Origin of the sequence: Pseudomonas sp. PDM17 (assembly GCF_014851985.1) — a bacterium.
Taxonomy (GTDB): domain Bacteria; phylum Pseudomonadota; class Gammaproteobacteria; order Pseudomonadales; family Pseudomonadaceae; genus Pseudomonas.
This window is the reverse complement of the sequence record NZ_JACVAT010000010.1, coordinates 23,251-49,088: the sequence shown is the minus strand read 5'-3', so window position 1 is coordinate 49,088 and position 25,838 is coordinate 23,251. Positions and strand designations below refer to the sequence as shown.

The 25,838-nt window shown below is 67.6% G+C and carries 21 protein-coding genes and 1 riboswitch; of the genes, 12 read left to right on the top strand and 9 right to left on the bottom strand.

Annotation, left to right across the window (positions count from 1 at the left end):
* Positions 1-142 precede the first annotated feature (142 nt).
* The 6 genes from IB256_RS27670 to IB256_RS27645 all read left to right on the top strand — a co-directional run bounded on the left by IB256_RS27670 (position 143) and on the right by IB256_RS27645 (position 6,901).
* A complete protein-coding gene (locus tag IB256_RS27670; protein WP_151189338.1) occupies positions 143-961 on the top strand; it encodes a helix-turn-helix transcriptional regulator in 819 nt (272 codons plus the stop codon).
* A gap of 300 nt (positions 962-1,261) precedes the next feature.
* Positions 1,262-2,377, top strand: a complete 1,116-nt coding sequence (locus IB256_RS27665) for an ABC transporter ATP-binding protein (RefSeq protein WP_192290410.1) — start codon at positions 1,262-1,264, stop codon at positions 2,375-2,377.
* Between the two features lie 50 nt (positions 2,378-2,427).
* The gene (locus tag IB256_RS27660; RefSeq protein ID WP_081517208.1) at positions 2,428-3,570 is read left to right on the top strand and encodes an ABC transporter substrate-binding protein; all 1,143 of its coding nucleotides are present in this window, start codon (positions 2,428-2,430) and stop codon (positions 3,568-3,570) included.
* Between the two features lie 95 nt (positions 3,571-3,665).
* Entirely contained in the window at positions 3,666-4,577 is a 912-nt protein-coding gene (locus tag IB256_RS27655; RefSeq protein ID WP_081517209.1) for an ABC transporter permease, read from the top strand.
* Position 4,578: 1 nt separating this feature from the next.
* Entirely contained in the window at positions 4,579-5,397 is an 819-nt protein-coding gene (locus tag IB256_RS27650) for an ABC transporter permease (RefSeq protein ID WP_081517210.1), read from the top strand.
* Positions 5,398-5,422: 25 nt separating this feature from the next.
* Positions 5,423-6,901, top strand: a complete 1,479-nt coding sequence (locus IB256_RS27645; RefSeq protein ID WP_192290408.1) for an aldehyde dehydrogenase family protein — start codon at positions 5,423-5,425, stop codon at positions 6,899-6,901.
* A gap of 166 nt (positions 6,902-7,067) precedes the next feature.
* On the opposite strand, the gene IB256_RS27640 is transcribed toward IB256_RS27645, so the two are convergent.
* The 3 genes from IB256_RS27640 to IB256_RS27630 all read right to left on the bottom strand — a co-directional run bounded on the left by IB256_RS27640 (position 7,068) and on the right by IB256_RS27630 (position 9,433).
* Positions 7,068-7,436, bottom strand: a complete 369-nt coding sequence (locus IB256_RS27640; RefSeq protein WP_192290406.1) for a VOC family protein — start codon at positions 7,434-7,436, stop codon at positions 7,068-7,070.
* Positions 7,437-7,525: 89 nt separating this feature from the next.
* Complete coding sequence (locus tag IB256_RS27635; protein ID WP_192290404.1) at positions 7,526-8,131, bottom strand: GNAT family N-acetyltransferase; 606 nt, start codon at positions 8,129-8,131, stop codon at positions 7,526-7,528.
* Positions 8,132-8,191: 60 nt separating this feature from the next.
* A complete protein-coding gene (locus tag IB256_RS27630; protein WP_192404754.1) occupies positions 8,192-9,433 on the bottom strand; it encodes a TIGR03862 family flavoprotein in 1,242 nt (413 codons plus the stop codon).
* A 310-nt stretch (positions 9,434-9,743) separates the two neighbouring features.
* On the opposite strand from IB256_RS27630, the gene IB256_RS27625 reads away from it, so the two are divergent.
* Positions 9,744-10,244 carry a hypothetical protein gene (locus tag IB256_RS27625; protein WP_192290400.1) on the top strand — a complete coding sequence of 167 codons (501 nt, stop codon included), beginning with the start codon at positions 9,744-9,746 and terminating at the stop codon, positions 10,242-10,244.
* Here the strand turns inward: IB256_RS27625 and IB256_RS27620 are convergent.
* Together IB256_RS27620 and IB256_RS27615 are read right to left on the bottom strand one after the other, a co-directional pair.
* Complete coding sequence (locus tag IB256_RS27620) at positions 10,229-11,152, bottom strand: histone deacetylase (RefSeq protein WP_192404753.1); 924 nt, start codon at positions 11,150-11,152, stop codon at positions 10,229-10,231. The genes IB256_RS27625 and IB256_RS27620 overlap by 16 nt on opposite strands.
* Positions 11,153-11,254: 102 nt before the next feature.
* Positions 11,255-12,460 carry an MFS transporter gene (locus IB256_RS27615; protein ID WP_192224594.1) on the bottom strand — a complete coding sequence of 402 codons (1,206 nt, stop codon included), beginning with the start codon at positions 12,458-12,460 and terminating at the stop codon, positions 11,255-11,257.
* A 211-nt stretch (positions 12,461-12,671) separates the two neighbouring features.
* Between IB256_RS27615 and IB256_RS27610 the strand changes: the two genes are divergently transcribed.
* From IB256_RS27610 to IB256_RS27595, 4 genes are read left to right on the top strand one after another with little or no spacing between them, the layout of a single operon-like run.
* Positions 12,672-13,214: a GNAT family N-acetyltransferase gene (locus tag IB256_RS27610; protein ID WP_192290359.1), complete on the top strand. Its 543-nt coding sequence runs from the start codon at positions 12,672-12,674 to the stop codon at positions 13,212-13,214.
* The gene (locus IB256_RS27605; protein WP_192404752.1) at positions 13,211-14,827 is read left to right on the top strand and encodes a nitroreductase family protein; all 1,617 of its coding nucleotides are present in this window, start codon (positions 13,211-13,213) and stop codon (positions 14,825-14,827) included. The genes IB256_RS27610 and IB256_RS27605 overlap by 4 nt, the downstream gene beginning before the upstream one ends.
* Positions 14,828-14,840: 13 nt before the next feature.
* Positions 14,841-15,710: an acyl-CoA thioesterase II gene (gene tesB, locus IB256_RS27600; protein ID WP_192290355.1), complete on the top strand. Its 870-nt coding sequence runs from the start codon at positions 14,841-14,843 to the stop codon at positions 15,708-15,710.
* Positions 15,707-16,306 (top strand): HAD family hydrolase, encoded by a 600-nt coding sequence (locus IB256_RS27595; RefSeq protein ID WP_192404751.1) that lies wholly within the window; start codon positions 15,707-15,709, stop codon positions 16,304-16,306. The genes tesB and IB256_RS27595 overlap by 4 nt, the downstream gene beginning before the upstream one ends.
* A gap of 293 nt (positions 16,307-16,599) precedes the next feature.
* Here the strand turns inward: IB256_RS27595 and IB256_RS27590 are convergent, their stop codons facing one another.
* The 3 genes from IB256_RS27590 to IB256_RS27580 all read right to left on the bottom strand — a co-directional run bounded on the left by IB256_RS27590 (position 16,600) and on the right by IB256_RS27580 (position 22,423).
* The gene (locus tag IB256_RS27590; RefSeq protein ID WP_192404750.1) at positions 16,600-18,456 is read right to left on the bottom strand and encodes a TonB-dependent receptor domain-containing protein; all 1,857 of its coding nucleotides are present in this window, start codon (positions 18,454-18,456) and stop codon (positions 16,600-16,602) included.
* A gap of 88 nt (positions 18,457-18,544) precedes the next feature.
* Positions 18,545-18,741, bottom strand: a riboswitch (cobalamin riboswitch).
* Between the two features lie 37 nt (positions 18,742-18,778).
* The gene (gene dxs, locus IB256_RS27585; protein ID WP_192290349.1) at positions 18,779-20,689 is read right to left on the bottom strand and encodes a 1-deoxy-D-xylulose-5-phosphate synthase; all 1,911 of its coding nucleotides are present in this window, start codon (positions 20,687-20,689) and stop codon (positions 18,779-18,781) included.
* Between the two features lie 234 nt (positions 20,690-20,923).
* Positions 20,924-22,423: an Ig-like domain-containing protein gene (locus tag IB256_RS27580; RefSeq protein WP_192290347.1), complete on the bottom strand. Its 1,500-nt coding sequence runs from the start codon at positions 22,421-22,423 to the stop codon at positions 20,924-20,926.
* Positions 22,424-22,824: 401 nt separating this feature from the next.
* Here IB256_RS27580 and IB256_RS27575 point away from each other — a divergent pair, with 401 nt between their 5' ends.
* Positions 22,825-23,829: an Ldh family oxidoreductase gene (locus IB256_RS27575; protein ID WP_192404749.1), complete on the top strand. Its 1,005-nt coding sequence runs from the start codon at positions 22,825-22,827 to the stop codon at positions 23,827-23,829.
* Between the two features lie 182 nt (positions 23,830-24,011).
* On the opposite strand, the gene IB256_RS27570 is transcribed toward IB256_RS27575, so the two are convergent.
* Positions 24,012-25,589 (bottom strand): aldehyde dehydrogenase (NADP(+)), encoded by a 1,578-nt coding sequence (locus IB256_RS27570; RefSeq protein ID WP_192404748.1) that lies wholly within the window; start codon positions 25,587-25,589, stop codon positions 24,012-24,014.
* Positions 25,590-25,838 lie beyond the last annotated feature (249 nt).

Genomic DNA, 25,838 nt, shown 5'->3' with positions numbered 1-25,838 from the left:
GCGGTGCGCGCCAGAGCCTGAATCAGCCGCTGTCTTCAGGCGCGGCGGGGTCTTGCGGGCTGTGGCGCAAAAGCTGCATTTCCGTGTGGAATCCCGAACGCCTATAGTGTGCCCATCGCGCACACAACAAGAACGACAGCCCATGCGCCACAAGGAACTCAAAGCCTGGACCGGCGGAGTCGCCCATCTGCTCCCGCTGGCCGCCGGTCGTCCGCGCCTGCTCGGCCTCAGCCAGTGGCTGCAGCAGGTCTGTGCGGTGGATAACTTCGTGCTCTTCGTCTACGAAGGCAACCACCGGCCGCTGGACCTGTTCGACACCTTCCCGGCCGACGTCCGCCACGTCTACGTCGAGGACTACCAGGTCGGACCCTACCTGCTCGATCCCTTCTACCTCGCCTGCACCCGCCACCAGGCGCCGGGGCTGTGGCGCCTGCGGCAGTTCGCGCCGGACCACTTCTACCTGGGCGAGTACTACCAGACGTATTACCAGCAGACCGGCCTGACCGAGGAGATCGCCTTCTTCATCGACCTCGCCGATGGCGCCACCGCCGTGCTCTCGCTGATGCGCAAGACCTCCAGCCCCGCCTACAGCCGCGACGAGATGCAGCTGCTGGAGTGCGCGCGGCCGGTGGTCGAGCAGGTGGTGCGCGAGGCCTGGGAGCTGCGCCGCGCGCAACCGCGCCCGGCGCAGGACCTGGACTACCAGATCCGCGAGGCCTTCGACCAGTTCGGCGCCCAGTTGCTCACGCCCCGCGAGCAGGAGATCGTCCAGCTGCTGCTGCGCGGCCATTCCAGCGCCTCGGTGGCCGAACAGCTGGACATCAGCCCCGGCACGGTGAAGATCCACCGCAAGAACATCTACGCCAAGCTCGGCATCGGCAGCCAGTCGGAGCTGCTCGGGCTGTTCATTCGCGAACTGGCGGGGCGCGATGCGGCGGGTGGGATGCGTGAGGTTGGCTGAGCCACGCGGCTCGCTCCTACGGTCATCTAGGGCGAATAACGCGCCAGCGTTATCCGCCGTGCCGTCGCTGGCGGATAACCTGTTCCAGGTTATGCGCCCTACAGTCATCGGAAGCTCCGGGCGCCCATTGCAGGAGCGCGCCATGCCCGCGATCGCGCGCATGGCGCGCTCCTGCGGGGGAGAGTCAGCGCGCGCACCGGGCGATCCAATCCCGACATCTATCCCCCGAGGGATATATACACCCTGAAAGCCCCGTTGCTAGCGTGAGCCCCAACAAGAACAAAGCGGGAGCGCGCGGTGATGGAGAGCGGTCAGGACTTCGATATCGAATTCCGCAACGTGGTCAAGCGCTACGGCAGCGTGCCGGCGGTCAACGGGCTGAGCTTCAGGGTGAAGCGCGGCGCCTTCCATTCCTTCCTCGGCAGCTCCGGCTGCGGCAAGACCACCACCCTGCGGATGATCGCCGGCTTCGAGCAGCCCAGCGAAGGCGAGGTACTGCTGGCCGGCAAGGCAGTGGCCGGGGTGCCGGCGCACCAGCGTGCGGTGAACATGGTGTTCCAGCACTACGCGCTGTTCCCGCACCTGACGGTGGCCGAGAACATCGCCTACGGCCTGCGCTACCGCACGCCGCGCCCGGACCGCGCGCAGCAGCGCCGCATGGCCGACGAGGCGCTGGAGATGGTGCGCCTGTCCGGCTTCGGCACGCGCAAGCCCCACGAGCTTTCCGGCGGCCAGCAGCAGCGTGTGGCGCTGGCCCGCGCGCTGGTGAACAAGCCCACCGTGCTGTTGCTCGACGAGCCGCTCGCCGCTCTCGACCGCAAGTTGCGCAAGGAGATGCAGTCGGAGCTGCTGCGCCTGCAGCGCGAGGTCGGCATCACCTTCGTGCTGGTCACCCATGACCAGGAAGAAGCGCTGTCGATGAGCGACAGCATCAGCATCATGAAGGACGGCCTGATCATCCAGACCGCCACCCCCGAGGCGCTCTACGAAACCCCGGCGAGCCGCTACGTGGCCGACTTCATCGGCGAGTCCAACCTGTTTTCCGGCACCGTGCGCCGCCTCGACTCCGGTCGCGTGGTGCTGGGCACCCCGGCCGGGCTGGAACTGAGCAGCCCGCCGACGCCCACCGGCCCCGCGCTGGCGCCCCAGGCCGAGGGCTGCATCGCCGTGCGCCCGGAGCTGGTCGGCATCGCCGCCGCCGATTCGGAGCTGCAGCGAGAAGTGCGCCTGAAGGGTCGCGTCGAAGACCGCATCTACCTGGGCAACCTCACTGAATACCGCGTACGCACCGACGCCTTCGGCATCGTCTGCGTGCGCGTGCCGCGCAAGGCCGGCGGCGAGGCGGAAGCCTTCGAGCACGGCGCGCCGGTACAGGTCGGCTGGAACCAGGCCAGCGGCCTGGCCATGGCCCTTTGAGTTCGACGATCCAACCATAACGACAATCAGCAGACAGGCGGGGAGTGACGATGGACAAGAAGAGCTTCATCAAGACGATGCGCAGCTGGGAAAACGGCTCCATCACGCGGCGCGATTTCCTCGGCAAGACCGGCCTCGGGCTGGCGATGGCGGTGGTCGCCGCCAACACTCCCGGCCTGTTGAGCGGCAAGGCCTACGCGGCCGAAGGCAGCAACATCGGTGACCGCCTGGCCCTGGCCACCTGGCCGAACTACCACAGCCAGGAGAACTTCGATGCCTTCGCCAAGGCTACCGGCGCGCGGGTGCAGATGAACGTGTTCGGTTCCAACGAGGAGATGCTCGCCAAATTGCAGGCCGGCGGTAGCGGCTGGGACGTCTTCGTGCCGACCAACTACACCATCAGTACCTACGTGCAGCTCGGGCTGATCGAACCGCTGGACCTGTCGCGCATCCCCAACTTCGACCCCAAGGCCTTCGAGGAACGCTTCATGGCCCAGGGCACGGTGGACGGCAAGGTCTACGCGGTGCCGAAGAACTGGGGCACCACCGGCATCGTCTATGACGCCAGTCGTGTGAAGGGCAGCCCGGATTCCTGGAAGCAGTTCTGGGACCTGACATTGACCAGCGCTTCGGGCCGCACCATCGTCCATGACTACCAGCTCACAGCCATCGGCAACGCGCTCAAGTACTACGGCTACAGCTTCAACTCGCTGGACCCCAAGGAGCTGGCCGAGGCCGAGAAGCTGCTGATCCAGGCCAAGCCGCACCTGTTCGCGATCAACTCCGACATCCAGCCCTCGCTGCGCAACGGCGACGCCTGGATGGCCATGGCCTGGACCGGCGACGCCTCCCAGCTGCACCGCGATAACCCGGACATGACCTTCGTGCTGGGCAAGGAAGGCGGCGAGATCTGGAGCGACTTCTTCGCCATTCCCAAGAGCGCCGAGCACCGCGATGCCGCCTACGCGTTCATCAACTACCTGCTCGACCCGCAGCACAACAAGCTGGAGGTGCTCTCCCACGGCTACCCGAGCGGGGACAAGCGCGTCGATGCGCTGCTCTCCAAGGAGATGCTCGACGACCCGATCATGTACCCGGCGGCCGAGCGCCTGTCGCCGCTGGAGTTCGGCGCCGCGGCGACCCTTACCAGCCCGGCGCGCGCCGAACTGATGGCGCGGTTCAAGGCTGCCTGATCGGCAATTCTGGCGCTTGTGCGGAATGCGGCGGATAACGCTGGCGCGTTATTCGCCCTACCGCGAAGGTCCGTTCCATGCGTAGGGAATCGAACATGAACATCGCTGTCAGCGCCCCGTTGCCGCAGACCCAGGCGACGCCCAGCGCCTCGCGCGCAAAAAGCCTCGGCCGGCGCGTCACGCTCCTGCTGCTGTTGCCGTCCACCCTGTGGTTCCTGCTGCTGCTCCTGATGCCGCTGGTGATCATCCTGGTCTTCAGTTTCGGCGAGCGCAGCGCCGTGGGGGGCTACGGCGGCGGGCTGACGCTGGAGAATTACCTCAACCTCGGCTCCCGCGCCCAGGCCTTCTGGAACACCCTGACCCTGGCGCCGCTGGGCACCCTGGCGTGCCTGCTGGCGGCCTACCCGCTGGCCTACTTCCTGGCGGTGAAGGTGCGGCGCAACAAGTCGCTGCTGCTCACGCTGGTGATCGTGCCGTTCTGGACCAGCTTCCTGATCCGCACCTACGCCTGGATCTTCCTGCTCAGCGGCCGCGGCATCCCGGCGCTGCTGGAAACCTTCGGCATCGCCGACGTGCGCCTGATCAACACGCCTTACGCGGTGCTGATCGGCATCGTCTACGGCTACCTGCCGCTGATGGTATTCCCCATCTACGTGACCCTGGAGAAGCTCGACAAGCGTCTGCTGGAAGCCTCCGGCGACCTCGGCGCGAGCGCCTTCGAGACCTTCCGCCGGATCACCCTGCCGCTGTCCGCGCCGGGGGTGATCACCGGGGTGATGCTGGTGTTCATCCTGCTCATGGGCGAGTTCCTGATCCCGGCCATTCTCGGTGGCGGCAAGGTGTTCTTCGTCGGCAACGCGCTGGTCGACCTGTTCCTGCAATCGCGCAACTGGGCGTTCGGCAGCGCGGTGGCGATGACCCTGGTGGCGATGATGCTGGTGATCATCGGCGTCTACCTGAAACTCGTGGCCCGCTACGGCGGCTCGCGCAACGACGGGGTGCTCTGACATGTGGTTGCGCAGTTACTCCACCTCGGTCTACCTGTTCCTCTACGCGCCCATCGCGCTGATCATGCTCTTCGCCTTCAACGCCGGGCGCAGCGGGCTGAGCTTCCAGTGCTGCTCGGTGCAGTGGTTCGGCCGCGCCTTCGACAACCCGTTCATCCTGGAAGCCCTGGGCAACAGCGCGCTGATTGCCCTGTGCTCGGCGCTGATTGCCACCCTGTTCGGCACCCTCGCGGTGTTCGGCCTGCAGCGGGTCGGCAAGCGTGTTCGCCTGCTGTTCGACGCGCTGACCTACTGCGCGATCATCGTGCCGGGGATCGTCATCGGCATCGCCACGCTGATTGCCTTCATCACCCTGTTCGACGTGCTCAACCCGCTGCTGGCATTGCTGGACATCGGCCTGCCGAAACTCAACATGGGCTTCGGCACCGTGGTGGCGGCGCACTCGCTGTTCACCATGGCGCTGGTGATGGTGATCGTCCGCACCCGCGTCGAGGCGATGGACAAGTCGCTGCTGGAAGCCTCCGCCGACCTCTACGCGCCGCCGCTGGATACCTTCTGGCGGGTGACCCTGCCGCAGATCGCCCCGGCCATCCTCGCCGGCTTCCTGCTGGCGTTCACCTTCAGCTTCGACGATTTTATCATCGCCTTCTTCGTCGCCGGCTCCGAGACCACGCTTCCGATCTACATCTTCTCGTCGATCCGCCGGGGCATCACGCCGGAGATCAACGCCATCTCCACGGTGATCATCTGCGCCTCGTTGGCGCTGCTGTTCACCTCCCGCTACCTGCAGAACCGCCGCACCGGCGTTCAGGCCGCCTGAGGGCCGCCTTCAAGGAGACTCGAGGATGCGCGACCAGCTCTACATCAACGGGCAGTGGGTCAAGCCGGACCTGGGCGGCCGCTTCACCAGTTTCGACCCTGCCAGCGGCCAGCCGCTGCAGGAAGTGCCGGCGGCCACCGAGGAAGATGTCGACCACGCCGTGCGCGCGGCGCGTACCGCGTTCAATCGTGGCTGGGGGCAGAGCCGTGGCAGCGAGCGCGCCGAATGGCTGGAGGCGCTGGCCGGGGAGCTGGAGCGCAACCAGGATGCCCTGGCCGAACTGGAGGTGCGCGACAACGGCAAGCCGCTGCCGGAGGCGCAGTGGGACGTGGCCGACGCCATCGGCTGCTTCCGCTACTACGCCGAGCTGGCGCGGGAACTGGACCAGCGCCAGGACCAGTTGCTGGCGCTGCCCGACGAGCGCTTTCGCTGCCGCATCCGCCAGGAGCCGGTGGGCGTGGCGGGGCAGATCATCCCGTGGAACTACCCGCTGCTGATGGCGGCGTGGAAGGTCGCACCGGCCCTGGCGGCGGGCGCCACCTGCGTACTCAAACCCTCGGAACTGACGCCGCTGAGCGCGCTGGAACTGGCCGCCGCGGCGGACGCCGTGGGCCTGCCGGCGGGCGTGCTCAACGTGTTGCCGGGCCTCGGCGCGGAGGCCGGCGGGCCGCTGAGCCAGCATCCGGGGGTGGACAAACTGGCCTTCACCGGTAGCGTGCCGACCGGCTCGCGGATCATGTCGGCGGCGGCCCAGGACATCAAGAACGTCAGCCTGGAGCTGGGCGGCAAGTCGGCCTTCATCGTCTTCGACGACAGCGATGTCGAGGCGGCGGTGGAGTGGATTCTGTTCGGCATCTTCTGGAACCAGGGTCAGGTGTGCAGCGCCACCTCGCGCCTTCTGGTTCAGGAGGGCATTGCCCCGCGGCTGATCGAGCGGCTGGTGGAAGCGACCCGCGCCATCACCATCGGCAACGGCCTCAAGCCGGGCGTGCTGCTCGGCCCGCTGGTCAGCCAGGGGCAGCACGAGAAGGTGCTCGGCTTCGTCGACAAGGGCCGTGCCGGCGGCGCCCGGCTGCTCACCGGCGGCAAGCGCCCAGCGGGGTTGGACGAGGGTTGGTTCATCGAGCCGGCAATCTTCGACGAGCCGGCCCAGGATGCGCTGATCTGGCGCGAGGAAATCTTCGGTCCGGTGCTCTGCGTGAAGCGCTTCAGGACCGAAGCCGAGGCCTTGCGCCTGGCCAACGACAGCCGCTTCGGCCTGGCCGGCGCGGTGATGTCGGCCGATCCGCAGCGCGCCGCGCGGGTAGCCGACGGGCTGCGCGCGGGGATCGTCTGGGTCAACTGTTCGCAGCCGACCTTCACCCAGGCGCCCTGGGGCGGCATGAAGCAGAGCGGCATCGGCCGCGAGCTGGGCGTGTGGGGGCTGGAGAACTACCTGGAGGTGAAGCAGGTGACCGAGTACATCTCGGATCAGCCTTGGGGGTGGTACCTGCCCTCTCCCTAACCCTGGCTGCGCGCCCCGCTCCGAAGGGAGAGGGGACTGGCTCGGTGCAGGTTGAAACGGTTGCGTCAGCCGGCACGGATAGCTCCCTCTCCCTTCAGGGAGAGGGCGGGGGGAGAGGGTAGGCTCTGGCGCGGCATGTCCTGTGGCGCGCGCTAGGGCGTTAAATTCAGTCGAGGTTATGCCCGATCCGCCAGAGCACGCCGCTCGGGTCGTGCAGGGTGAAGTCGCGCATCTTCCACGGCTGGTCTTCCAGCACGCCCAGGCGCACGCCGTAGCGCTCGGCAAGGCCGGCGTCGCGGACCCTGGCGTACCAGGCGTCGGCGTCTTCCACCAGCAGGTGCAGCATCAGGTTCTCGGCGAACTCCCTGACGTAGTAGTTCTGCAGCAGGAAGGCGCAGTGATCGCCATGGTGGAAGTAGGCGAGCTCCTCGGAGTTCCACGGCGAGAGGAATCCCAGGTCCTTGTAGAACTGCTGGGAGAGCGCGAAATCGCGGGCGGGGACGAAGACTTTCAGTTCAACGCTGGCAGTGCTCATGGGGCAACCTTCCTGGTATTTCGTGAGCAGGCATTCATGACGGCAAAGGAGCAGGCGGCCTCTGGCGGGCGGCTGGTCGCGAGTCTAACTCAGAGCTGGCGCTGCATGTAGCGACTGCCGGCCACGCCCGGCAGGGTCGAGGTGCGCTCCACCTGCACGCTGAAACCCAGCCGCTCGTAGAGCGCCTGGGCCTTGGGATTGGCCGTCGAGACATCCAGCGCCGCCATGGGCAGGCCGATGCTGCGGCCGATCTGCAGGAAGTGGTCGATCAGCTGGCTGCCCAGGCCTTCGCCGCGCAGGGTCGGCATGACGCCCAGGTGCGCGAGGTACAGGGTCTTGCGTGGCGGCGGGCAGATGATCTTCTCCAGTTGCAGACCGCGACGGATCACTCCCGCCGAGCCCACGCCGAAGTAGCCGAGAATCTGCCGCGTGGCCGCGAGCATGTAGCCCAGGTTCACTTCGCCGCCGAATACCGTGCCGGCCGCCACCACCTGACCGTCCTGTTCGCCGACCCAGTGCTGGCGCCAGCCGAACTGCCCGCTGCCCTGGGCGAAGGCGTAGCGCAGGAAGTCCTCGGCGCTGTTGCGGCCGGGGCGGGCGAAGGCATAGTCGAAGGCGTCGGGGCCGGAGCTGTAGATCAGCGGGACGGCGGCGTCGACATCATCGGGACGGGCGCGGCGGAAGGTCAGCGGCATGCAGGCGACTCCTGAGGGGGAATCGAGAATCTAGCACCATGGTTCCAGTTTTGGCAGGGTTCAGCCCTGCGCCTCAAGCCACTTCAGTGCGCCAAGCCCGGCGGCGCGACCGCTGGCGAAGCAGGCGGTGAGCAGGTAGCCGCCGGTGGGGGCTTCCCAGTCGAGCATTTCGCCGGCGCAGAACACACCCGGCAATGCCTTGAGCATCAACTGCTCGTCCAGCGCCTCGAAGGTCACGCCGCCGGCGCTGCTGATGGCTTCATCCAGCGGGCGGGTGCGCACCACGGTCAGCGGTAACGCCTTGATCAGCTGGGCGAGAAGTTGTGGATCGGCGTAGTCGGCGGCTGTGGACAACTCGCGCAACAGCCCGGCGCGCACGCCGTCCAGTCCCAGGCGACCGCGCAGGTGGTTGGCCATGGACTTGGAGCCGCGCGGCTGGGCGACGGCCTTGGCGACCTGTTCCAGGCTGCGGTTGGGCAGCAGGTCCAGGTGCACAGTGGCGCTGCCGGTCTGCTCGATGCGCTCGCGGATACCGGCGGAAAGCGCATAGACCAGGCTGCCTTCGATGCCGCCGGTGGTGACCACGAACTCGCCCTGGCGCGGCGTGCCACCGGCCAGCGAGAGCGCCACCGGCTTGACCGGCGCGCCGGCGAACTTGTCGCGGAAGAACTCGCTCCAGCCGGCCACCTCGAAACCGCAGTTGGCCGGACGCAGCGGCGAGATATCTACCGCGCGCTCGGTGAGCAGCGGCACCCAGGCGCCGTCCGAGCCCAGGCGCTGCCAGCTGCCGCCGCCGAGGGCCAGCACTGTCGCATCGGCGCTCAGGCTGCGCTGGCCGTCCGGCCCGTCGATCAGCAGTGCGCCGTTGGCGTTCCAGCCCAGCCAGCGGTGGCGAGTGTGGATGACTACACCGGCTTCGCGCAGGCGCTTGAGCCAGGCGCGCAGCAGCGGTGCGGCCTTCATGTCGGTGGGGAAGACGCGACCGGAGGTGCCGACGAAGGTCTCGATGCCCAGGCCATGAATCCACGCGCACAGCGTCTGGTTGTCGAAAGCGTCGATCAGCGGCGCGAGGGGCCGCGAGCGCTGGCCGTAGCGCGACAGGAAGGCTTCGCGCTCCTCGGAGTGGGTGATGTTCATGCCGCCTACGCCGGCCAGCAGGAACTTGCGCCCGACCGAGGGCATGGCGTCGAACAGCTCCACCTGCACGCCGGCGCCGGCCAGGACTTCGGCCGCCATCAGGCCGGCGGGGCCGCCGCCGATGACGAAGGCGGTAGGGGAGGCGAGCGGGCGGGAATCGGTCATGCGGGGGCCAGGCGAAGGAGGGCGGGAAAGGGCGCAATTCTAGCGCAGGGGCACTGCACACCGGTTGCTCATTTTTCGTCCAGCTGGCCCGGAGCCGGCGGGGGCGGACGCGTCAGCCGCTTTCCCGCAGCTTATCCACAGGCCGCTCCACAGTTGTCGTGGAAAACCCAGGGAGGTGAGGAAGCGCCGTTTCGATCCCTGATGGGTAGGGGTTGCGAGAATTCCTACAGGGGATCGGGATTGCGCCGATGTTGGCGCTTTTGTGAATCCATCAGCATGCGGGCCTCTTGCAACCTTGGTCCGACTGTCGATGAAAGTCCGTGATTACCTTCGCTCCCACGAGGCCCACCTATGGGTGGAAGGCAGCGACACCCGCGTGCGGGTGAATGGCCTCGATATTGTCATCCGCAGCCTCCCCAATGAGGAAATCCGCGCCTTGCTCAACGAGGCGGTGGCCCACATGGTGGTGCGCCTGAACAAGAACCTGCAGGGGTCGAAACAGAAGTTCGAGCAACGCGTGCTGGAGCTGCTGTCGATCCAGATCGCACTGCACAACCTCTACGTGTTCACCAACTGGAGCCGCCTGCTGCCGCGCTACCTGCAGTATGCGGGGCCATTGCGCGCACAGGAGCTGCTGCTGCACCACGTGCCCGAGCAGGTGATGCGCTTCTGCGAGAAGCACTACGCTGCGGATTGCCGGCCACGCGCCGCCGCGCTGCTGGGGTTCTCCGACCACGAGATGATGCGCTGGGAGCAGCAGCGTCTGCCTACGCGCATGGACACCAACAACTCGCGCTACCGGTCCAACTGAAACTCGCGCGCCACCCGCGCGGCGCTGTGGTGCAGGATGCCGTGGCGCCGGGCCAGTGCGTGGCGGTCCTTGTCGTAGCCACCGCCGATCACGCCCACCACCGGGATGTCACTGGACAGGCAGCAACGGATGACGTGCTCATCGCGCGCCGCCAGTCCCGCATCGGTGAGCTGCAGATAGCCCAGGGCATCGTCCTTGTGCACGTCCACGCCGGCGTCGTAGAGCACGATGTCCGGCTGGTACAGCGGCAGCAGGTAATCCAGCGCCTCCTGCACCACTTTCAGGTATTCCCCGTCGCCCAGGTGCAGCGGCAGGGGAATGTCCCAGTCGCTCTGCGCCTTGCGCGCGGGGAAGTTCTTCTCGCAGTGCAACGATACCGTCACCGCGTCCGGTACGTTTTCCAGGATGCGCGCGGTGCCGTCGCCCTGATGCACGTCGCAGTCGAAGATCAGCACGCGGCTGGCCTTGCCGCTTTCCAGCAGGTACAGGCTGATCACTGCCAGGTCGTTGAAGATGCAGAAGCCCGAGGCATGGTCGTGGTGCGCATGGTGGGTGCCACCGGCGAGATGACAGGCCAGCCCGTGTTTCAGTGCCAGCTCCGCGCTGAGCAGTGAGCCGCCCACCGCACGCACCGTGCGGCGCGCCAGGGCTTCAGTCCAGGGCAGGCCGAGGCGGCGCAGCTCCTCGCGGCTCATCTCTCCGCTGCAGTAGCGCTCGATGTAGTCGCGGTCGTGGGCCAGGGCGAGGACGTCCGTCGGGCACAGTTCCGGGCGCAGCAATTGCGCGTCTTCCACCAGGGCGCTGTCCACCAGGTGGTCGCGCAGCAGGCGGAACTTCTCCATGGGGAAGCGGTGGTTGTCCGGAAAGGGCGGACTGTAGTCGTCGTGGTAGACCAGGGGCAGCGGCATGGCGTCGGCGGATCGGGAATGTGCTGCACAGGGTACGTCGGCGCAGCGCGCAGACGAAAGGGCCGGCATTGCGCCGGCCACTTTTCATTCGAGCCCGCGTTTTCAGCCTTCGTTGGAGAGGGCGGCGTCGCGTCGCGCGCTGCGGCTGGTGGCCACCGAGACCGACCACAGCACGAAGCCGCCGATGGCCAGCAGGCTGCCGACCCAGCCCGGCGAGGTCCAGCCGTAGCCGGCCGCCAGGGCCAGGCCGCCGAGGTACGGGCCCAGCGCGTTGGCGAAGTTGAAGGCCGAGTGGTTCAGCGCTGCGGCCAGGCCCTGGGCGTCTTCGGCGACGTCCATCAGGCGGGTCTGCAGCACGGTGCCCAGCGCACCGCCGAAGCCGACGAAGAACACGCAGATCGAGATGGCCCAGATGTTCCCCGCGGTGAACGGGAAGATCGCCAGCACCACCGCGCTCCACACCAGCAGGCCGCCGGCGGTGGGCATCACGGCGCGGTCGGCGAGCACCGGGATGAACAGGTTGCCCAGGGTCATGCCGATGCCGAACACCGCCAGGATCAGCGGCACGATGCTCGGCGAAACGTGGGTCACCGCGCCGAGGATGTCGGCCAGGTAGGTGTACACCGCGAACAGTCCGCCGAAGCCGATGGCGCCGATACCCAGGGTCAGCCAGACCTGGCCGCGCTTGAGCGCACCCAGCTCGCGCAGCGGGCTGGAGTCCGGCTCGGCGGGCGAGTAGGGCGCAAGGACGCGTACGCAGATCATGGTCAGCACGCCGAGTGCGGCGACCAGCGCGAAGCTCCAGCGCCAGCCCACGGCCTGGCTCAGCCAGTTGGCCAGCGGCACGCCGATGATGGTGGCGACGGTGAGGCCGAGGAACATCCGCCCGACCGCCACGGTGCGCCGGTGCGGCGGCACGATGGAGGCGGCGACCAGCGCGGCGATGCCGAAGTAGGCGCCGTGGGGCAGGCCGCTGATGAAGCGGAACAGCAGCATCCAGTGGTAGGTCGGCGCCAGGGCGCTGAGGCCGTTGCCGATGGCGAACAGCGCCATCAGCAGCACCAGCAGGGTACGCCGTGGCAGCCGCGCGCCGAGCACCGCCAGCAGCGGCGCACCGACGACCACGCCCAGGGCGTAGGCGCTGATCACGTGGCCGGCGGTGGGGGCATCGATGCCCAGTGCCGGGGCGAAGTAGGGCAGCAGGCTCATGGTGGCGAATTCGGTGGTGCCGATGGCGAAGCCGCCGACAGCCAATGCGAAAAGCACCAGAGCCGTACTGCGTTGCAGTCCGGTGGTGGAGGTCGTCATGGGAGTTCCTTGGTCTTTTTTTGCGGTGCGCCATGGCGGCGCGGCTGTCTGCGTGAGCACGGTCAAGGCAGTGACCGACAGCGAAGGTAGGAGAAAAATACCAGATGAAGCCGCCTCTGTGCTGAATCGATTGCGCCTCGTCTGACGGATTGCGTCCTACAGGCCCGTCGCCGGGTATCATGGTGACCTTTGCTGATCCGCGATGATTCCCATGGATTTTCCCAGCCTGACCACCGAGCGCCTGCTGCTGCGGCCGTGGCGCCATGACGACCTGGCACCCTTCGCGGCGCTGAACGCCGACGCCGAGGTGATGCGCCATTTCCCCGCCTGCATGAGCCGCGAGGACAGCGACCTGCTGGCCGCCCGCATCCTCAAGCACTTCGACGAGCACGGCTTTGGCCAGTGGATAGTCGAGCGTCACGAGGATGGAGCATTCATTGGCGTGCTCGGTTTGCAGCGGGTGTCCTTCGACGCGCCGTTCATTCCGGCGGTGGAAATCGGCTGGCGCTTCAACACGGCCTACTGGCGGCAGGGTTATGCGCTGGAGGCGGCACGCGCGGCGCTGGCCTTCGCCTTCGAGCAGTTGCGGCTGGAGGAAGTAGTGGCGTTCACCGTGCCGGCCAACCTGCCGTCCCAGGGGCTGATGCAGCGCCTGGGGATGCAGCGTGACGAAGCCGGTGACTTCGAGCATCCGCGCCTGCCGCAGGGCCATCCGCTGCGCCTGCATGTGCTCTATCGGATTTCTCGGCCATGACGCCGAGCGAAGGCGTGCGCGCCTATCACGAGCTGAGCAGCCATCGCCCGGAGCGTTTCGCCCCCGGCCCCGGCCAGCTCGATTGGGCGACCCAGCCGGCCGCCTTCCGCCGCTATGCCGGGGCGCGCTGCATCGAGCTGCTGCACCGGCCACAGGAAGAGTCGCCGGGATATGACGAGGTGTTCGCCGGCCCGCTCGGCGCGCCCGCGCCGCTGAACCTCGCCAGCGTCTCGCAGTTGCTCTACGACAGCCTGGCGCTGTCGGCCTGGAAGGACGCCGGTGGCAGCCGCTGGGCGCTGCGGGTCAACCCGTCGAGCGGCAACCTGCACCCAACCGAGGCCTACTTGCTGCTGCCCTTCGGGGCTGTGGATAACGCCGCGCTGCTGGCGCACTACAGCGCTGACGAGCATGTGCTGGAGGTGCGCGCCGAACTGCCCGCACCGCTGGCCAGCCAACTGAACGATGCATTGCCCACCGATGGATTCCTGCTGGCGCTGGCGAGCATTCCCTGGCGCGAGGCCTGGAAGTACGGCGAGCGCGCCTACCGCTACTGCAATCACGACCTTGGCCACGCGCTGGCCTGTCTCGCCATTGCCGCGGCGATCCAGGGCTGGGAAGTGCGCCTGCTGCGCGGTGTGCCCGAAGCGCAGTTGGATAGTCTGATCGGCCTCGACCGTGAAGGCTTCAGCGAGCACGAATTCGCCGATGCACTGCTGTGGATCGGCCCGGCGCAATCTGCCGAAATCACGCTGCCGAACACGCTGCTCAAGGGCCTCGCCGAGCTGCCGCTGACGGGGATGCCCAATCGCCTGTCGCGTGACTATCGCCACTGGCCGGAGCTGGAGCGGGTGCATCAGCTGTGCCGTGCTCCTGCGCTGCCAACGCGCGACTGGTCGACATCGGAAGCCGAGGCGGCTGTGGATAACCCCGGCCTGCCGCTGCGCCCGATCCTGCATCGCCGACGCAGCGCGCAGTCCATGGACGGCCGCAGCGGCATTCACGCCGAGCTGTTGTATGCCTGGCTGCGCCGCCTGATGCCCGAGCGCTCGCCCGTGCCCTTCGCCTGTACTGGCGAGCCGGCGCGCCTCGACCTGCTGCTGTTCGTCCACCGCGTCCAGGGCCTGGATCCGGGCCTTTACTGGTTGGGCCGCAGCGGCCGCGAGGCGGGTGGGCTGCGCGAGGATTACCTGTGGCAGAGCGTGGAGGAGAGCGGCGTGCCGCTGTACCGCCTGCTGTCCGGCGACGCACGCGGGCTATCGGCGTTCCTCTCCTGCGGGCAGGACATCGCCAGCGACGGCTGCGTCGCTTTCGCCATGCTGGCTGATCTTGATGCCGCGCTGACCGAGGGCGCGTGGACCTACCCGCGCCTGTACTGGGAAGCCGGACAGGTCGGCCAGTTGCTCTACCTGGAATCCGAAGCGGCGGGCCTGTCGGGCACCGGCATCGGCTGCTATTTCGACCCGGCGCTGGACGAATTGCTCAGCGGCGGTCCGGACTGCCCGGTCAGCCTCTATCATTTCACCATCGGCCGCGCGGTCTGGGACGAACGCCTCAGCAGTCTTCCCGCCTATCCGTCGCCACGCCGACTCCCACTTCAGCAAGACCGCAATTGAGGAAACAACGCGCATGACCCAGATCCTGGACAACCTGGTGGCTCTGCTGAGCCTGGAGCAGATCGAAGAGAACCTGTTCCGCGGCATGAGCCAGGACCTCGGGTTCCGCCAGCTGTACGGCGGGCAGGTACTCGGCCAGGCGCTGTCGGCGGCCAGCCAGACTGTCGAGCCGGAGCGCCACGTGCATTCGATGCATGGCTATTTCCTGCGCCCGGGCGACGCCAGCAAGCCGGTCGTCTATCAGGTTGACCGGGTGCGTGACGGCGGCACCTTCAGCACCCGTCGCGTCACCGCGATCCAGAAAGGCCAGCCGATCTTCGCCCTGAGCACCTCGTTCCAGACCGATGAGGAAGGCTTCGAACACCAGATCGCCATGCCTGACGTGGTCGGCCCGGAGAATCTGCCGACCGATCAGGAACTGAAGAAGCGCAGCGCTGCGCAGTTCCCCGAGCGTATCCGCGACAAGCTGCTCTACCCCAAGCCCATCGAAATCCGTCCGGTGACCGAGAACGACCCGTACGATCCCGAGGTCGGCGAGCCGGTCAAGTACCTCTGGCTGCGCGCCGACGGCAAGCTGCCGGACGTCCCGGCGCTGCACAAGTACATCCTCGCCTACGCTTCGGACTTCGGCTTCCTCACCACCTCGCTGCTGCCCCACGGTCGCTCGGTGTGGCAGAAGGACATGCAGGTCGCCACCATCGACCATTCCGTGTGGTTCCACCGCGATCTGCGCGCGGACGAGTGGCTGCTCTACGCCATCGACAGCCCCTGGGCCGGCAATGGCCGCGGCTTCGTACGCGGCAGCATCTTCAACCGTGACGGCCAGCTGGTCGCCTCTTCGACCCAGGAAGGCCTGATCCGCCGCCGCGAGGACTGGGCATGACGCTGGAAAGCATCCGCCACTGGGTGTTCGACATGGACGGCACCCTGACCCTGGCGGTGCATGACTTCCCGGCGATCAAGCGCGCCCTGGGGATTCCCCAGGAGCACGACATCCTCACTCACCTGGCCGCGCTGCCGGAGGACGAGGCGGCGGCCAAGCATGCCTGGCTGCTGGAGCACGAGCGCGAGCTGGCGGTGGCTTCCACTGCGGCTCCCGGCGCAGTCGAGTTGGTGCGTGCGCTGCATGGCGCCGGTTATCGCCTGGGCATCCTCACCCGCAATGCCCATGAGCTGGCGCTGATCACGCTGGCTGCGATTGGCATCGGTGATTGCTTCCTGACCGAGGATGTTCTCGGCCGTGGCGAGGCAGACCCCAAGCCCAGCCCGGACGGCCTGCTGCGCCTCGCCGCGCGCTGGGACGTGGCGCCGCAGCAAATGCTGATGGTCGGCGACTACCGCTTCGACCTCGACTGCGCCCGCGCCGCCGGTGCGCACAGCGCATTGGTGAACCTGCCAGAGAACCCTTGGCCCGAGCTGACCGACTGGCACGCGCAGGACTGTGCGGAGCTGGGGCGGATGGCGGGGGTGCTGGGCTGACCTCATCCCCACACCGATGGCTGGGTGGGTGTAGGGCGCACAACGCGCCAGCGTTATCCGCCGGAGTAACGTGCGGCGGATAACCTGTTCCAGGTTATGCGCCCTACGAAACTGTCTTCTTTCCGGCAAGTCTGTGCCGACGTTTCCCCCTCACCCCAGCCCTGGCTGCGCGCCCCGCTCCTGGGGGAGAGGGAGCAGATTGTGCCGGCTGACGCTGTAGTTTCATCGTGCGCTGAACGGTCCCCTCTCCCTCCGGGAGAGGGTTAGGGTGAGGGGCCGTCAGGCCGCTTCTCTTAAAGCTCCGGCGTCCAGGTCACCGCCAGCAGCGCGGTGCGGCCAGGTTCCTGGTAGGGGCGGGCTTCGCCCATGAAGTCCATCGGGCTGGTCGGGCGCAGGTAGTCGCCCAGGGTGTAGTCGCGGTCCAGGGCGTTATCCAGCTTCAGGTCGAAGCGAATCTCGTCGCTGGCCAGCCAGCTGGTGCGCAGGTCGAGCACGCCGTAGCCGGACAGCTCGCGGGTGTTGGCCGCATCGTCGTAGCGCTGGCTGACCGCACGCCAGGTGCCGCCGACGCCGAAGGCGCCGAACTGGCGATCCAGGTCCAGGCTCAGGGTGCGCCGCGCGCGGTACGGCAGGGTGTGGCCGGTGTCGCGGTCGCGCGGGTCGATCAGGCTCAGGCCGAGCGCGGCCTGCCAGCCGAGCACGTCGCGGGCGACGCTGGCCTCGAAGCCATTGATGCGCGCCTTGTTGATGTTCTCGGGCTGGTTGCTGGTGCTGTCCCAGGCGATCAGGTCGTCGATCTCGGTGCGGTACAGCGAGGCTTCCAGATGCGTGCCGGAGAAGTCCCCACGCCATTGCAGCTCGTAGGTCTTCGAGGTCTCGGCCTTGAGGTCCGGGTTGCTCGCGCCGGGGTAGTAGAGGTCGCTGAAGGTCGGCGCGCGGAAGCCTTCGCCGTAGCTGGCGATCCAGGTCTGGCTGTCGCCCACTGGCAGGCTGAAGGCGGCGTTCCAGCTGTTCTGGCTGCCGTAGGCCTGGTTGTTGTCGTGGCGGATACCCAGCTCGGTGCCGAAGTTGTCGCCCTTGAAGCTGTGCTGGGCGAAGAAGGCGCGGTTGCTGCGCTGGTCGTCGGCGAAGGCGGTGGTGCCGTCGACCTTGTCTTCGTACCAGTCGGTGCCCAGCGCCAGCTGGTTGGCGTCGTCCAGTTGCAGGCGGTTGATCCAGCTCGCCGAGTGGCGGGTGGTTTCCAGCGTGCCGTTGTTCCAGCTGTCGGCGGCACCCACGGCCTTGTTGCGGTCGAAGCTGCGGCCCAGTTCCAGGTGGCTGTTCCACATCTTCGTGATCTGGCCGTCGAGGTAGGCGCTGTAGCTGCTGACGCGGAATTCGTCGCGGGGCAAGCCCGGCTCGAAGTTGTAGGCGTCGTCGTATTCGTTCTTGCCGCGCTGGTCGTTGAGGTTCAGGCCGGCCTTCCAGTCCTCGCTGAAACGGTGGTCCAGGTTCAGGTGCACGGCCTTGTTGCGCTGGGCGTCGTGATCGTTGTCGGCGCCGACGTTGTCGCTGGTGCGATCCCAGCCCCGGCTCTCGTCGAGGCTGCCACCGAGGTTGTAGCGGGTCTGCTCGTCGCCGCCGGACAGGCTCAGGCTGCGTTCGAAGGTGCCGTGGCTGCCGGCAGCCAGGCGCACTTCGGGGTGCAGGCCGGCTTCGCCGCGACGGGTGAAGATCTGGATGACCCCACCGATGGCGTCGGCGCCGTACAGGGCGGAGCGCGGGCCACGGGTCACTTCGACGCGCTCGATGCTGTCGATGCTCAGGTAGTCCAGGCGGGCGATGCCGCTGCTTGCAGAAGCGACGCGCTGGCCGTCGACCAGGACCAGGGTCTGCGCGGTGCTGGTGCCGCGCACGGAGTACGAGACCACGCCGCCGGAGCTGCCCATCTGCACGCCGGGCACGCGGGCGAGCAGGGCGGGCACGCTGCGCACTTGTAGCCGCTCGATGTCGGCACGGGTGAATACGCTGTTGGCCGAAGTGGCTTCGGCACGCGGCTGGGCCTGGCGTGCGGAGGTGATCACCTGGTCGGAGAGCCGGTAGATGTCGTCGGCGGCGAAGGCCAGGCCGGGCAGCAGGCTGGTGGCCAGGGCGAGTCGGGTCAGTTTCATGGAACGTCCTCAAAAGCGGTCGGATGACTTTCGAGGAGGGCGTGGCAAGGGCGGCAGGCCGCACTTGACGGTGCGGCCCTCCGCAACACCTGTCGGGGCGTGTCGAGGGCGGTCTCCGGGCTGCCGACGTCACATCGCCGCCTTCCCGCATTCAGCAGTGGCGGATGGCGATGCTGCGCTCCGTGAGGGGCGCGTCGGTTACCGTTGCGGGGGCAGCGCAGGTCTTTCACCTGCTTCCCGTTACCTCGAACGAAAACGGGCGCACCTTAGTCGGTGCGCCCGTCACTGGCAATACTCCCGGGGAGGGATGCGCCGATCGGTCTCAGCGCTTGCCGAGGGCCTCCAGGCGCGCCTTCACCGAGGCTTCGATGCCGGCGGCGTCTAGCCCGCACTCCGCGAGCATCTGCGCGGGCTTGGCGTGCTCGACGTAGTAGTCCGGCAGGCCCAGGTGCAGGATTGGCTGCTGCAGGTTCTCGCGGGCGAGGAATTCGCTGACGGCGGCGCCGGCGCCACCCATCACCGAGTTCTCCTCGAGGGTCACCAGCAGTTTGTGGCTGGCGGCCAGCTGGCGCACCAGCTCTTCGTCCAGCGGCTTGACGAAGCGCATGTCGGCGACCGTGGCATCGAACTGCTCGGCCACTTTCAGCGCTTCGGCCAGCTGCACGCCGAACACCAGGAAGGCGACCTTGCCGGCCTTGCCTTCGCGGCGCACCACGCCCTTGCCGATCTCGACCGGTTCCAGCGCCGCCTCGATGGGGGCGTTGGGGCCGGTGCCGCGCGGGTAGCGTACCGCCGCCGGGCCTTCGAAATGATGGCCGGTGGTGAGCAGCTTGCGCAGTTCGTTCTCGTCGCTGGGAGTCATCACCAGCATGCCGGGGATGCAACGCAGGTAAGAGAGGTCGAAGCTGCCGGCGTGGGTCGGGCCGTCTTCACCCACCAGGCCTGCGCGGTCGATGGCGAACAGTACGTCGAGGTTCTGCACCGCGACGTCGTGGATCAGCTGGTCGTAGCCGCGCTGCAGGAAGGTGGAGTAGATCGCCACCACCGGCTTGGCGCCATCGCAGGCCATGCCGGCCGCCAGGGTCACGGCGTGCTGCTCGGCGATGGCGACGTCGAAGTAGCGGTCCGGGAATCGGTCGGCGAAGGCGACCAGGTCGGAGCCTTCCTTCATTGCCGGGGTGATGCCGACCAGGCGCGGGTCCTGGGCAGCCATGTCGCACAGCCACTGGCCGAATACGCTGGAGTACTTCGGCCCGCCAGCTTTCTTCGGCACGGCGTGGGCGGGGGCGCCCTCGGGCTCCAGCTTGGTGATGGCGTGGTAGCCGATCGGGTCGATCTCGGCCGGGCCGAAGCCCTTGCCCTTCTTGGTCACCACGTGGAGGAACTGCGGGCCCTTGAGGTCACGCATGTTGCGCAGGGTGGCGATCAAGGTTGGCAGGTCGTGGCCGTCGATGGGGCCGATGTAGTTCCAGCCCAGCTCCTCGAAGAGCGTGCCGGGGACCAGCATGCCCTTGGCGTATTCCTCGGTGCGGCGGGCGATCTCCCAGGCGCCGGGCAGGCGCGAGAGCACCTTCTTGCTGCCTTCGCGCATGCTGCTGTAGGTGCGGCTGGAGAGGATTTTGGCCAGGTAGTTGGACAGGCCGCCGACATTGTTCGAAATCGACATGTCGTTGTCGTTGAGGATCACCAGCATGTCGGCCTTGACCTCCGACGCGTGGTTGAGCGCTTCGAAGGCCATGCCGGCGGTGAGAGCACCGTCGCCGATCACCGCCACCGACTTGCGGCCGGAGCCCTGCATGCGGGCGGCGATGGCCATGCCCAGGGCGGCGCTGATGGAGGTGCTGGAGTGACCGACGCCAAAGGTGTCGTACTCGCTCTCCGAGCGGCGCGGGAAGGCGGCCAGGCCGTCTTTCTGGCGCAGGCTGCCCATGCGCTCGCGGCGCCCGGTGAGGATCTTGTGCGGATAGGCCTGGTGGCCCACGTCCCACACCAGACGGTCGTCCGGGGTGTCGAAGACGTAGTGCAGGGCGACCGTCAGTTCGATGACGCCCAGGCCCGCGCCGAAGTGCCCGCCAGTCTGGCCGACGCTGTACAGCAGGTACTGGCGCAGTTCGTCAGCGAGGGTCAGCAGCTCCGCTTCGCCCAGGCGACGCAGCTCGACCGGCGTGCTGGCGCGGTCGAGCAGGGGCGTGGCAGGGCGCGCGCGGGGAATCTCGTGAAACGTCGTGGGCATCAGGCTGATCGTTATGAGAAGGCAAAGATGCGGAAGTTTACCCGAAGCGCCGGATTGGCCCAAGCAACGTGGGGCCAATCCTTTGGACGACCGGATGGTCGGGGCCGGGCAGAAGCGCTGGTGGCCGGGATTGCCGGTCTTCGTCCCAGGCGGAAGCGGGCGGGGCGTCCCGGTCGGGGAGTGGCAAAGCGTCGCAGCGGGCTGCCCGGAGGCCACCCGCTGCGCTGCCGCGGCTTAGATCACGGGGTGGTGGACGGACAACTCGTCGATCAGCATCGGGCGCACGTCCATCGCGCCGTAGTGCGGGGTCGAGCCGGCCTGGTTGGGGCTGCCTGCGTCACCGGCGAAGGTCAGGTTCGCGTGTCCGGTCTCCAGAACGCTGCCCATCGAGGGCAAGGCCGCCTTGGCCTGATCCGCTCCGGCTTGGGGAGCCAGTGCGCTCAGGTTCAGCTCGAGGCTCTGCTGGCCCATCAGTTGGAGGCTGTGCTGGGCATCGAATCCGGCGTTCGCCTGCAGCGGCGAATGGCTGTCGACGGTCAGTCGGAAAGCCTCGCCTTCGATGCCGCCACGACCGACGTGGACGTCATAGGTGCCTTCCTGAAGGGCATAGGGAGCATTGAAGTGCCAGGTGCCGTCCGGCTGCACCAGGGCAATGCCCAGGCCGAGGATGGCGCCGGAGGCCTTGCCGTCTGCGCCGATCACGATGGCGCTGACGTTGAGCAGCTCACCGGGGGCGCCGGTACCGTGGAAGGTCGGGCGCGTGTCGTCGGTGGTGGCGCCGCTGGCCAGTTCGCCGGTGACCGGGCCGACGTGGTCAACGGCGCCGGTGATGCTGGCGTTGTCATGGGGCGGCTCCGGCAGCGGCTGCGGGTCAGGCTGCGGAACGGGTTCGGGTTGCGGCTGAGGCATGGCCGCGGAGCGGTCGATGACCAGGCGGAACGCATCGCCTTCGAGCAGGCCCTGTCCGGCGCGGAAGTCGTAGGTGCCTTCCTGGATGGCGTAAGGCGCGGTGAAGTGCCAGGTGCCGTCCTGTTGGACCAGTGCGGTGCCCAGGCCGAGGATCGGGCCGGAAGCCTTGCCATCCGCGCCGATGGCGGTGGCGCTGAGGTGGATCAGATCCCCTGGCGTGCCAGTGCCGTGGAAGGTCGGGCGGGTATCATCGGTGGTGGCGCCGCTGGCGAGCTCGCCAGTCACCGGGCCGATGTGGTCGGTGGCTGAAGTGATGGTCGTGTCACCGTGGGACGGCTCCGGGTGGGGCTGCGGCTCGGGTTGTGGCTGCGGTTCCGGTTGTGGCTGGGGCGCAGGGAAGCCGGCGGAGCGGTCGATGACCAGGTGGAAGGCATTGCCATCCGTGGGGCCATACCCGGCATGGAAGTCGTAGGCACCCTGAGGGAGCTGCTGGTTGGCGCTGAGCTGCCAGGTGCCGTTCTGCTGCACGAGGGCGGTGCCGAGGTGGATCGAGATGTCCGACGCCTTGCCGTCGGCGCCGATGGCAACGGCCATGACGTTGATCAGTTCACCGGGGGTGCCGGTGCCGTGGAAGGTCAGACGGGAGATGCTGGTGGTGGCGCCGTTGGTCAGGTCGGCGGCGGCTGGGCCGTACAGGTCGAAGGCGCCGGTGATGGTGGTGGCAACCGCTTGGGTCGCTGCGGAGCTGGTGTACAGGCTGTTCGCCTGATAACTGCCCCAGAGTGAATAGCTTTGATTGCGGGTACTTCCAGAGTTGTTTTCCATGGCTGTGCTCTTGAGGTGTGAGTATTCGGGGGGCTGAAAGTGGTCTTTCCGCCATCTTGTTTGCGCGAAAGGGTAAGCGGCAGCACTGGTCTGGAAGTGGCCCCAGCCCCTGGATGGCCTGGGGGCAGATGGAAATTTGAAGGGCGTTCTGTTTTCGTCGGTTCGGCTGTTGGAAACTTCTGGCCAGCGCTACTGGGAAGTGGGGCTGGTTGCTGGTAAATGTTCTGAGCGAGATGAGGCTGAATTCCGAGCGGCAACGATGGGCGGATCGTTTCGGTGTAGTGACAGGACTGTGCCGATTTCGTCGCTCGGCTGGCCGATAGGGACCAAGATTCGCCGGTGCCGAAGCATCACAGTAGAAGGTGCCCTTGGCTTCCCAACCTGTCCGCAAGGAGTGACCTGTGACCCGACTGACCCTGGATGAACTGCGTGAGCTGTCGCTGGCGATCCTGCGCCACAACGGCTTCAGCGAACCTCACGTACAGGCGGTGACCGCCACCGTGCTGGCGGGCGAGCGCGATGGCTGCACGTCGCACGGTGTCTGGCGGCTGCTGGGCTGCATCCACACCGTGCGCGCTGGCAAGGTGGTGGCCGATGCCGTGCCGGCACTGTCCGAGCCCGCGCCGGCACTGGTGCGCGTGGATGCCAAGGGCGGCTTCTCGCAATGCGCCTTCGATCTTGGCCTGCCGAAGCTGGTGGAGAAGGCCCGCAGCCAGGGCCTGGCTGCGCTGGCGATCAACCATTGCGTGCACTTCTCGGCGCTGTGGGTGGAGATCGAGCGGATCACCGCCCAGGGGTTGGTCGCGCTGGCGGTCACCCCGGCCCAGGCCTATGTGGCGCCAGCGGGCGGGACGCGGCCGCTGTTCGGCACCAACCCCATCGCCTTCGGCTGGCCACGTGGGGATAAGGCCCCGTATGTCTTCGACTTCGCCACCACGGTAGTGGCGCGCGGGGAAATCCAGCTGCACGAGCGCGAGGGCAAGGCCATTCCGCTGGGCTGGGGCATCGATGCGCAGGGCAACCCCAGTACTGACCCAAGCGCGGTGCTCGATGGCGCCATGCTGACCTTCGGCGGGCACAAGGGCTCGGCGCTGGCGACCATGGTCGAGCTGATCGCCGGCCCGCTGATCGGCGACCTGACCAGTGCGGAATCCACGGTGTTCGATGAGGGCACCAGGTCCTCGCCACACCACGGTGAGCTGCTGATCGCGCTGGACCCGGCGCGCTTCCTCGGCGCGGATGCCCCGCAACATCTGGCGCGGGCGGAGACGCTGTTCGAGTCCATCGTCGACATGGGCGCGCGGCTGCCGTCGCAGCGGCGTTTCGCGGCGCGTCAGCGCAGCCTCGCCGAGGGGGTGGAGATCAGCGATTCGCTGTATGCCGATTTGCGCAGGTTGCTGGAGTAGTACGGTCTCCCTGTAGGAGCGGATTTATCCGCGATGGTTTCCGGCGCGATGCGGACCTATCGCGGACGGAGTCCGCTCCTACGCAAAACCCATCACCTGTGCATAAAAAAGCCCCGGCGCAAGGCCGGGGCTGAGCATCGGCGCGGGACTGGCCGACAGTTCACTCCCGCGCCGACGAACCCTCAGCGAGTCACCGCACTGTGCGTCGTCTCGCCATCCACCAGCCGCGCGATACCCAGCGGGTTGGCGTCCTTCAGCGCTTCGGGCAACAGTGCGTCCGGGTAGTTCTGGTAGCACACCGGGCGCAGGAAGCGGTCGATGGCCAGGCTGCCGACCGAGGTGCCGCGTGCGTCGGAGGTGGCCGGGTAGGGGCCGCCGTGGACCATCGCGTCGCAGACTTCCACGCCGGTCGGGTAGCCGTTGATCAGCAGGCGCCCGGCCTTGCGCTCGAGCACCGGCACCAGCGCGGCGAAACGCGACAGGTCCTCGGCTTCGGCGATCAGCGTGGCGGTGAGCTGGCCGTGCAGGCCGTCCAGCGCGCGGCGCAGCTCGGCTTCGTCGGCCACTTCGACGACGATGGTGGTCGGGCCGAAGACTTCTTCCTGCAGCAGCTCCTCGCCTGCCAGCAGCAGTTCGGCCCTGGCCTGGAACAGCTGCGGCAACGCCTGCTTGCCCTCCTGCGGCTGGCCGGCGAGGTGGCGGATGGCGGGGTGGGGGAGCAGGCGGGCGATGCCTTTTTCGTAGCTCTTCAGGGTGCCGGCGTTGAGCATGGTCTGCGCCGGGCGCTGGCCGATCTCGGCGATCAGGTTGGCGACGAACAGGCTGAATGCCGGCGAGGCGATACCGATGACCAGGCCGGGGTTGGTGCAGAACTGACCGCAGCCCATGACTACTGAGTCCGCCAGCTCGCGGGCGATCTTCTCGCCGCGATTTTCCAGGGCGGCGGGCAGCACCAGCACCGGGTTGATGCTGCTCATCTCGGCAAACACCGGGATCGGTTGCGGGCGTGCGGCGGCGAGATCGCACAGCGCGCGTCCGCCCTTGAGCGAACCGGTGAAGCCGACCGCCTGGATCGCCGGGTGCTTGACCAGTGGCTCGCCGACGCCGGCGCCGTAGATCATGTTGAACACCCCGGCCGGCATACCGGTGGCTTCGGCCGCGCGGGTGATCGCCTCGCCGACGAATTCAGCGGTGGCCATGTGGCCGCTGTGGGCCTTGACCACCACCGGGCAACCGGCAGCCAGTGCGGCGGCGGTATCGCCACCGGCGGTGGAGAAGGCCAGCGGGAAGTTGCTGGCGCCGAACACGGCCACTGGGCCGACGCCGGTGCGGTATTGGCGCAGGTCCGGGCGAGGCAGCGGCTGGCGCTCGGGCAGCGCGCGGTCGATCCGCGCGCCGAGGAAATCGCCACGGCGCAGGACCTTGGCGAACAGGCGCATTTGATTGGCGGTGCGGCCACGTTCGCCCTGGATGCGTGCAGCGGGCAACGCGGTCTCGCGGCAGACGGTGGCGATGAAGTCGTCGCCAAGGGCTTCGAGTTCGCTGGCGATGGCGTCGAGGAACTGTGCGCGACGTTCCGGTGACAGTGTGTTGTAGGCGGGAAAGGCGGCTTCGGCGGCGCGGGCGGCGGCGTCGACTTCGGCCTCGGTGGCTTGGAGGAATTCGCGGGGCAGGGCCTCGCCAGTGCTGGCGTCGAGGCTCTGCAGGCGGACAGTGCCGGCGCCGATGCGCTGGCCGGCGATGAAGTTGTGGGCGGTCATGGGCAGGCTCTCTGGGGCTGGATTTCGGTATGGCGTAGAGCCCCTCTCCCCAGCCCTCTCCCTGAAGGGAGAGGGAGTGTCCGAGTGGCTTTGGCGGCCGTGCTTTGCTGATGCCTTGGTTGCAGGCGGAGCACGCGGGTTCCCTTTACGCCGAACCAGTCCCCTCTCCCTTCAGGGAGAGGGTTAGGGAGAGGGCACGGCTGACCGGGGGCTCAGGTGTCCCGGCTGGCACGAAACGCTCTCAACTCT

Bases quoted from the DNA above. Each gene is read 5' to 3' on its own strand.
- IB256_RS27670 (WP_151189338.1), top strand. From the start codon at position 143: ATGCGCCACAAGGAACTCAAAGCCTGGACCGGCGGAGTCGCCCATCTG.
- IB256_RS27665 (WP_192290410.1), top strand. From the start codon at position 1,262: ATGGAGAGCGGTCAGGACTTCGATATCGAATTCCGCAACGTGGTCAAG.
- IB256_RS27660 (WP_081517208.1), top strand. From the start codon at position 2,428: ATGGACAAGAAGAGCTTCATCAAGACGATGCGCAGCTGGGAAAACGGC.
- IB256_RS27655 (WP_081517209.1), top strand. From the start codon at position 3,666: ATGAACATCGCTGTCAGCGCCCCGTTGCCGCAGACCCAGGCGACGCCC.
- IB256_RS27650 (WP_081517210.1), top strand. From the start codon at position 4,579: ATGTGGTTGCGCAGTTACTCCACCTCGGTCTACCTGTTCCTCTACGCG.
- IB256_RS27645 (WP_192290408.1), top strand. From the start codon at position 5,423: ATGCGCGACCAGCTCTACATCAACGGGCAGTGGGTCAAGCCGGACCTG.
- IB256_RS27640 (WP_192290406.1), bottom strand. From the start codon at position 7,436: ATGAGCACTGCCAGCGTTGAACTGAAAGTCTTCGTCCCCGCCCGCGAT.
- IB256_RS27635 (WP_192290404.1), bottom strand. From the start codon at position 8,131: ATGCCGCTGACCTTCCGCCGCGCCCGTCCCGATGATGTCGACGCCGCC.
- IB256_RS27630 (WP_192404754.1), bottom strand. From the start codon at position 9,433: ATGACCGATTCCCGCCCGCTCGCCTCCCCTACCGCCTTCGTCATCGGC.
- IB256_RS27625 (WP_192290400.1), top strand. From the start codon at position 9,744: ATGAAAGTCCGTGATTACCTTCGCTCCCACGAGGCCCACCTATGGGTG.
- IB256_RS27620 (WP_192404753.1), bottom strand. From the start codon at position 11,152: ATGCCGCTGCCCCTGGTCTACCACGACGACTACAGTCCGCCCTTTCCG.
- IB256_RS27615 (WP_192224594.1), bottom strand. From the start codon at position 12,460: ATGACGACCTCCACCACCGGACTGCAACGCAGTACGGCTCTGGTGCTT.
- IB256_RS27610 (WP_192290359.1), top strand. From the start codon at position 12,672: ATGGATTTTCCCAGCCTGACCACCGAGCGCCTGCTGCTGCGGCCGTGG.
- IB256_RS27605 (WP_192404752.1), top strand. From the start codon at position 13,211: ATGACGCCGAGCGAAGGCGTGCGCGCCTATCACGAGCTGAGCAGCCAT.
- tesB (WP_192290355.1), top strand. From the start codon at position 14,841: ATGACCCAGATCCTGGACAACCTGGTGGCTCTGCTGAGCCTGGAGCAG.
- IB256_RS27595 (WP_192404751.1), top strand. From the start codon at position 15,707: ATGACGCTGGAAAGCATCCGCCACTGGGTGTTCGACATGGACGGCACC.
- IB256_RS27590 (WP_192404750.1), bottom strand. From the start codon at position 18,456: ATGAAACTGACCCGACTCGCCCTGGCCACCAGCCTGCTGCCCGGCCTG.
- dxs (WP_192290349.1), bottom strand. From the start codon at position 20,689: ATGCCCACGACGTTTCACGAGATTCCCCGCGCGCGCCCTGCCACGCCC.
- IB256_RS27580 (WP_192290347.1), bottom strand. From the start codon at position 22,423: ATGGAAAACAACTCTGGAAGTACCCGCAATCAAAGCTATTCACTCTGG.
- IB256_RS27570 (WP_192404748.1), bottom strand. From the start codon at position 25,589: ATGACCGCCCACAACTTCATCGCCGGCCAGCGCATCGGCGCCGGCACT.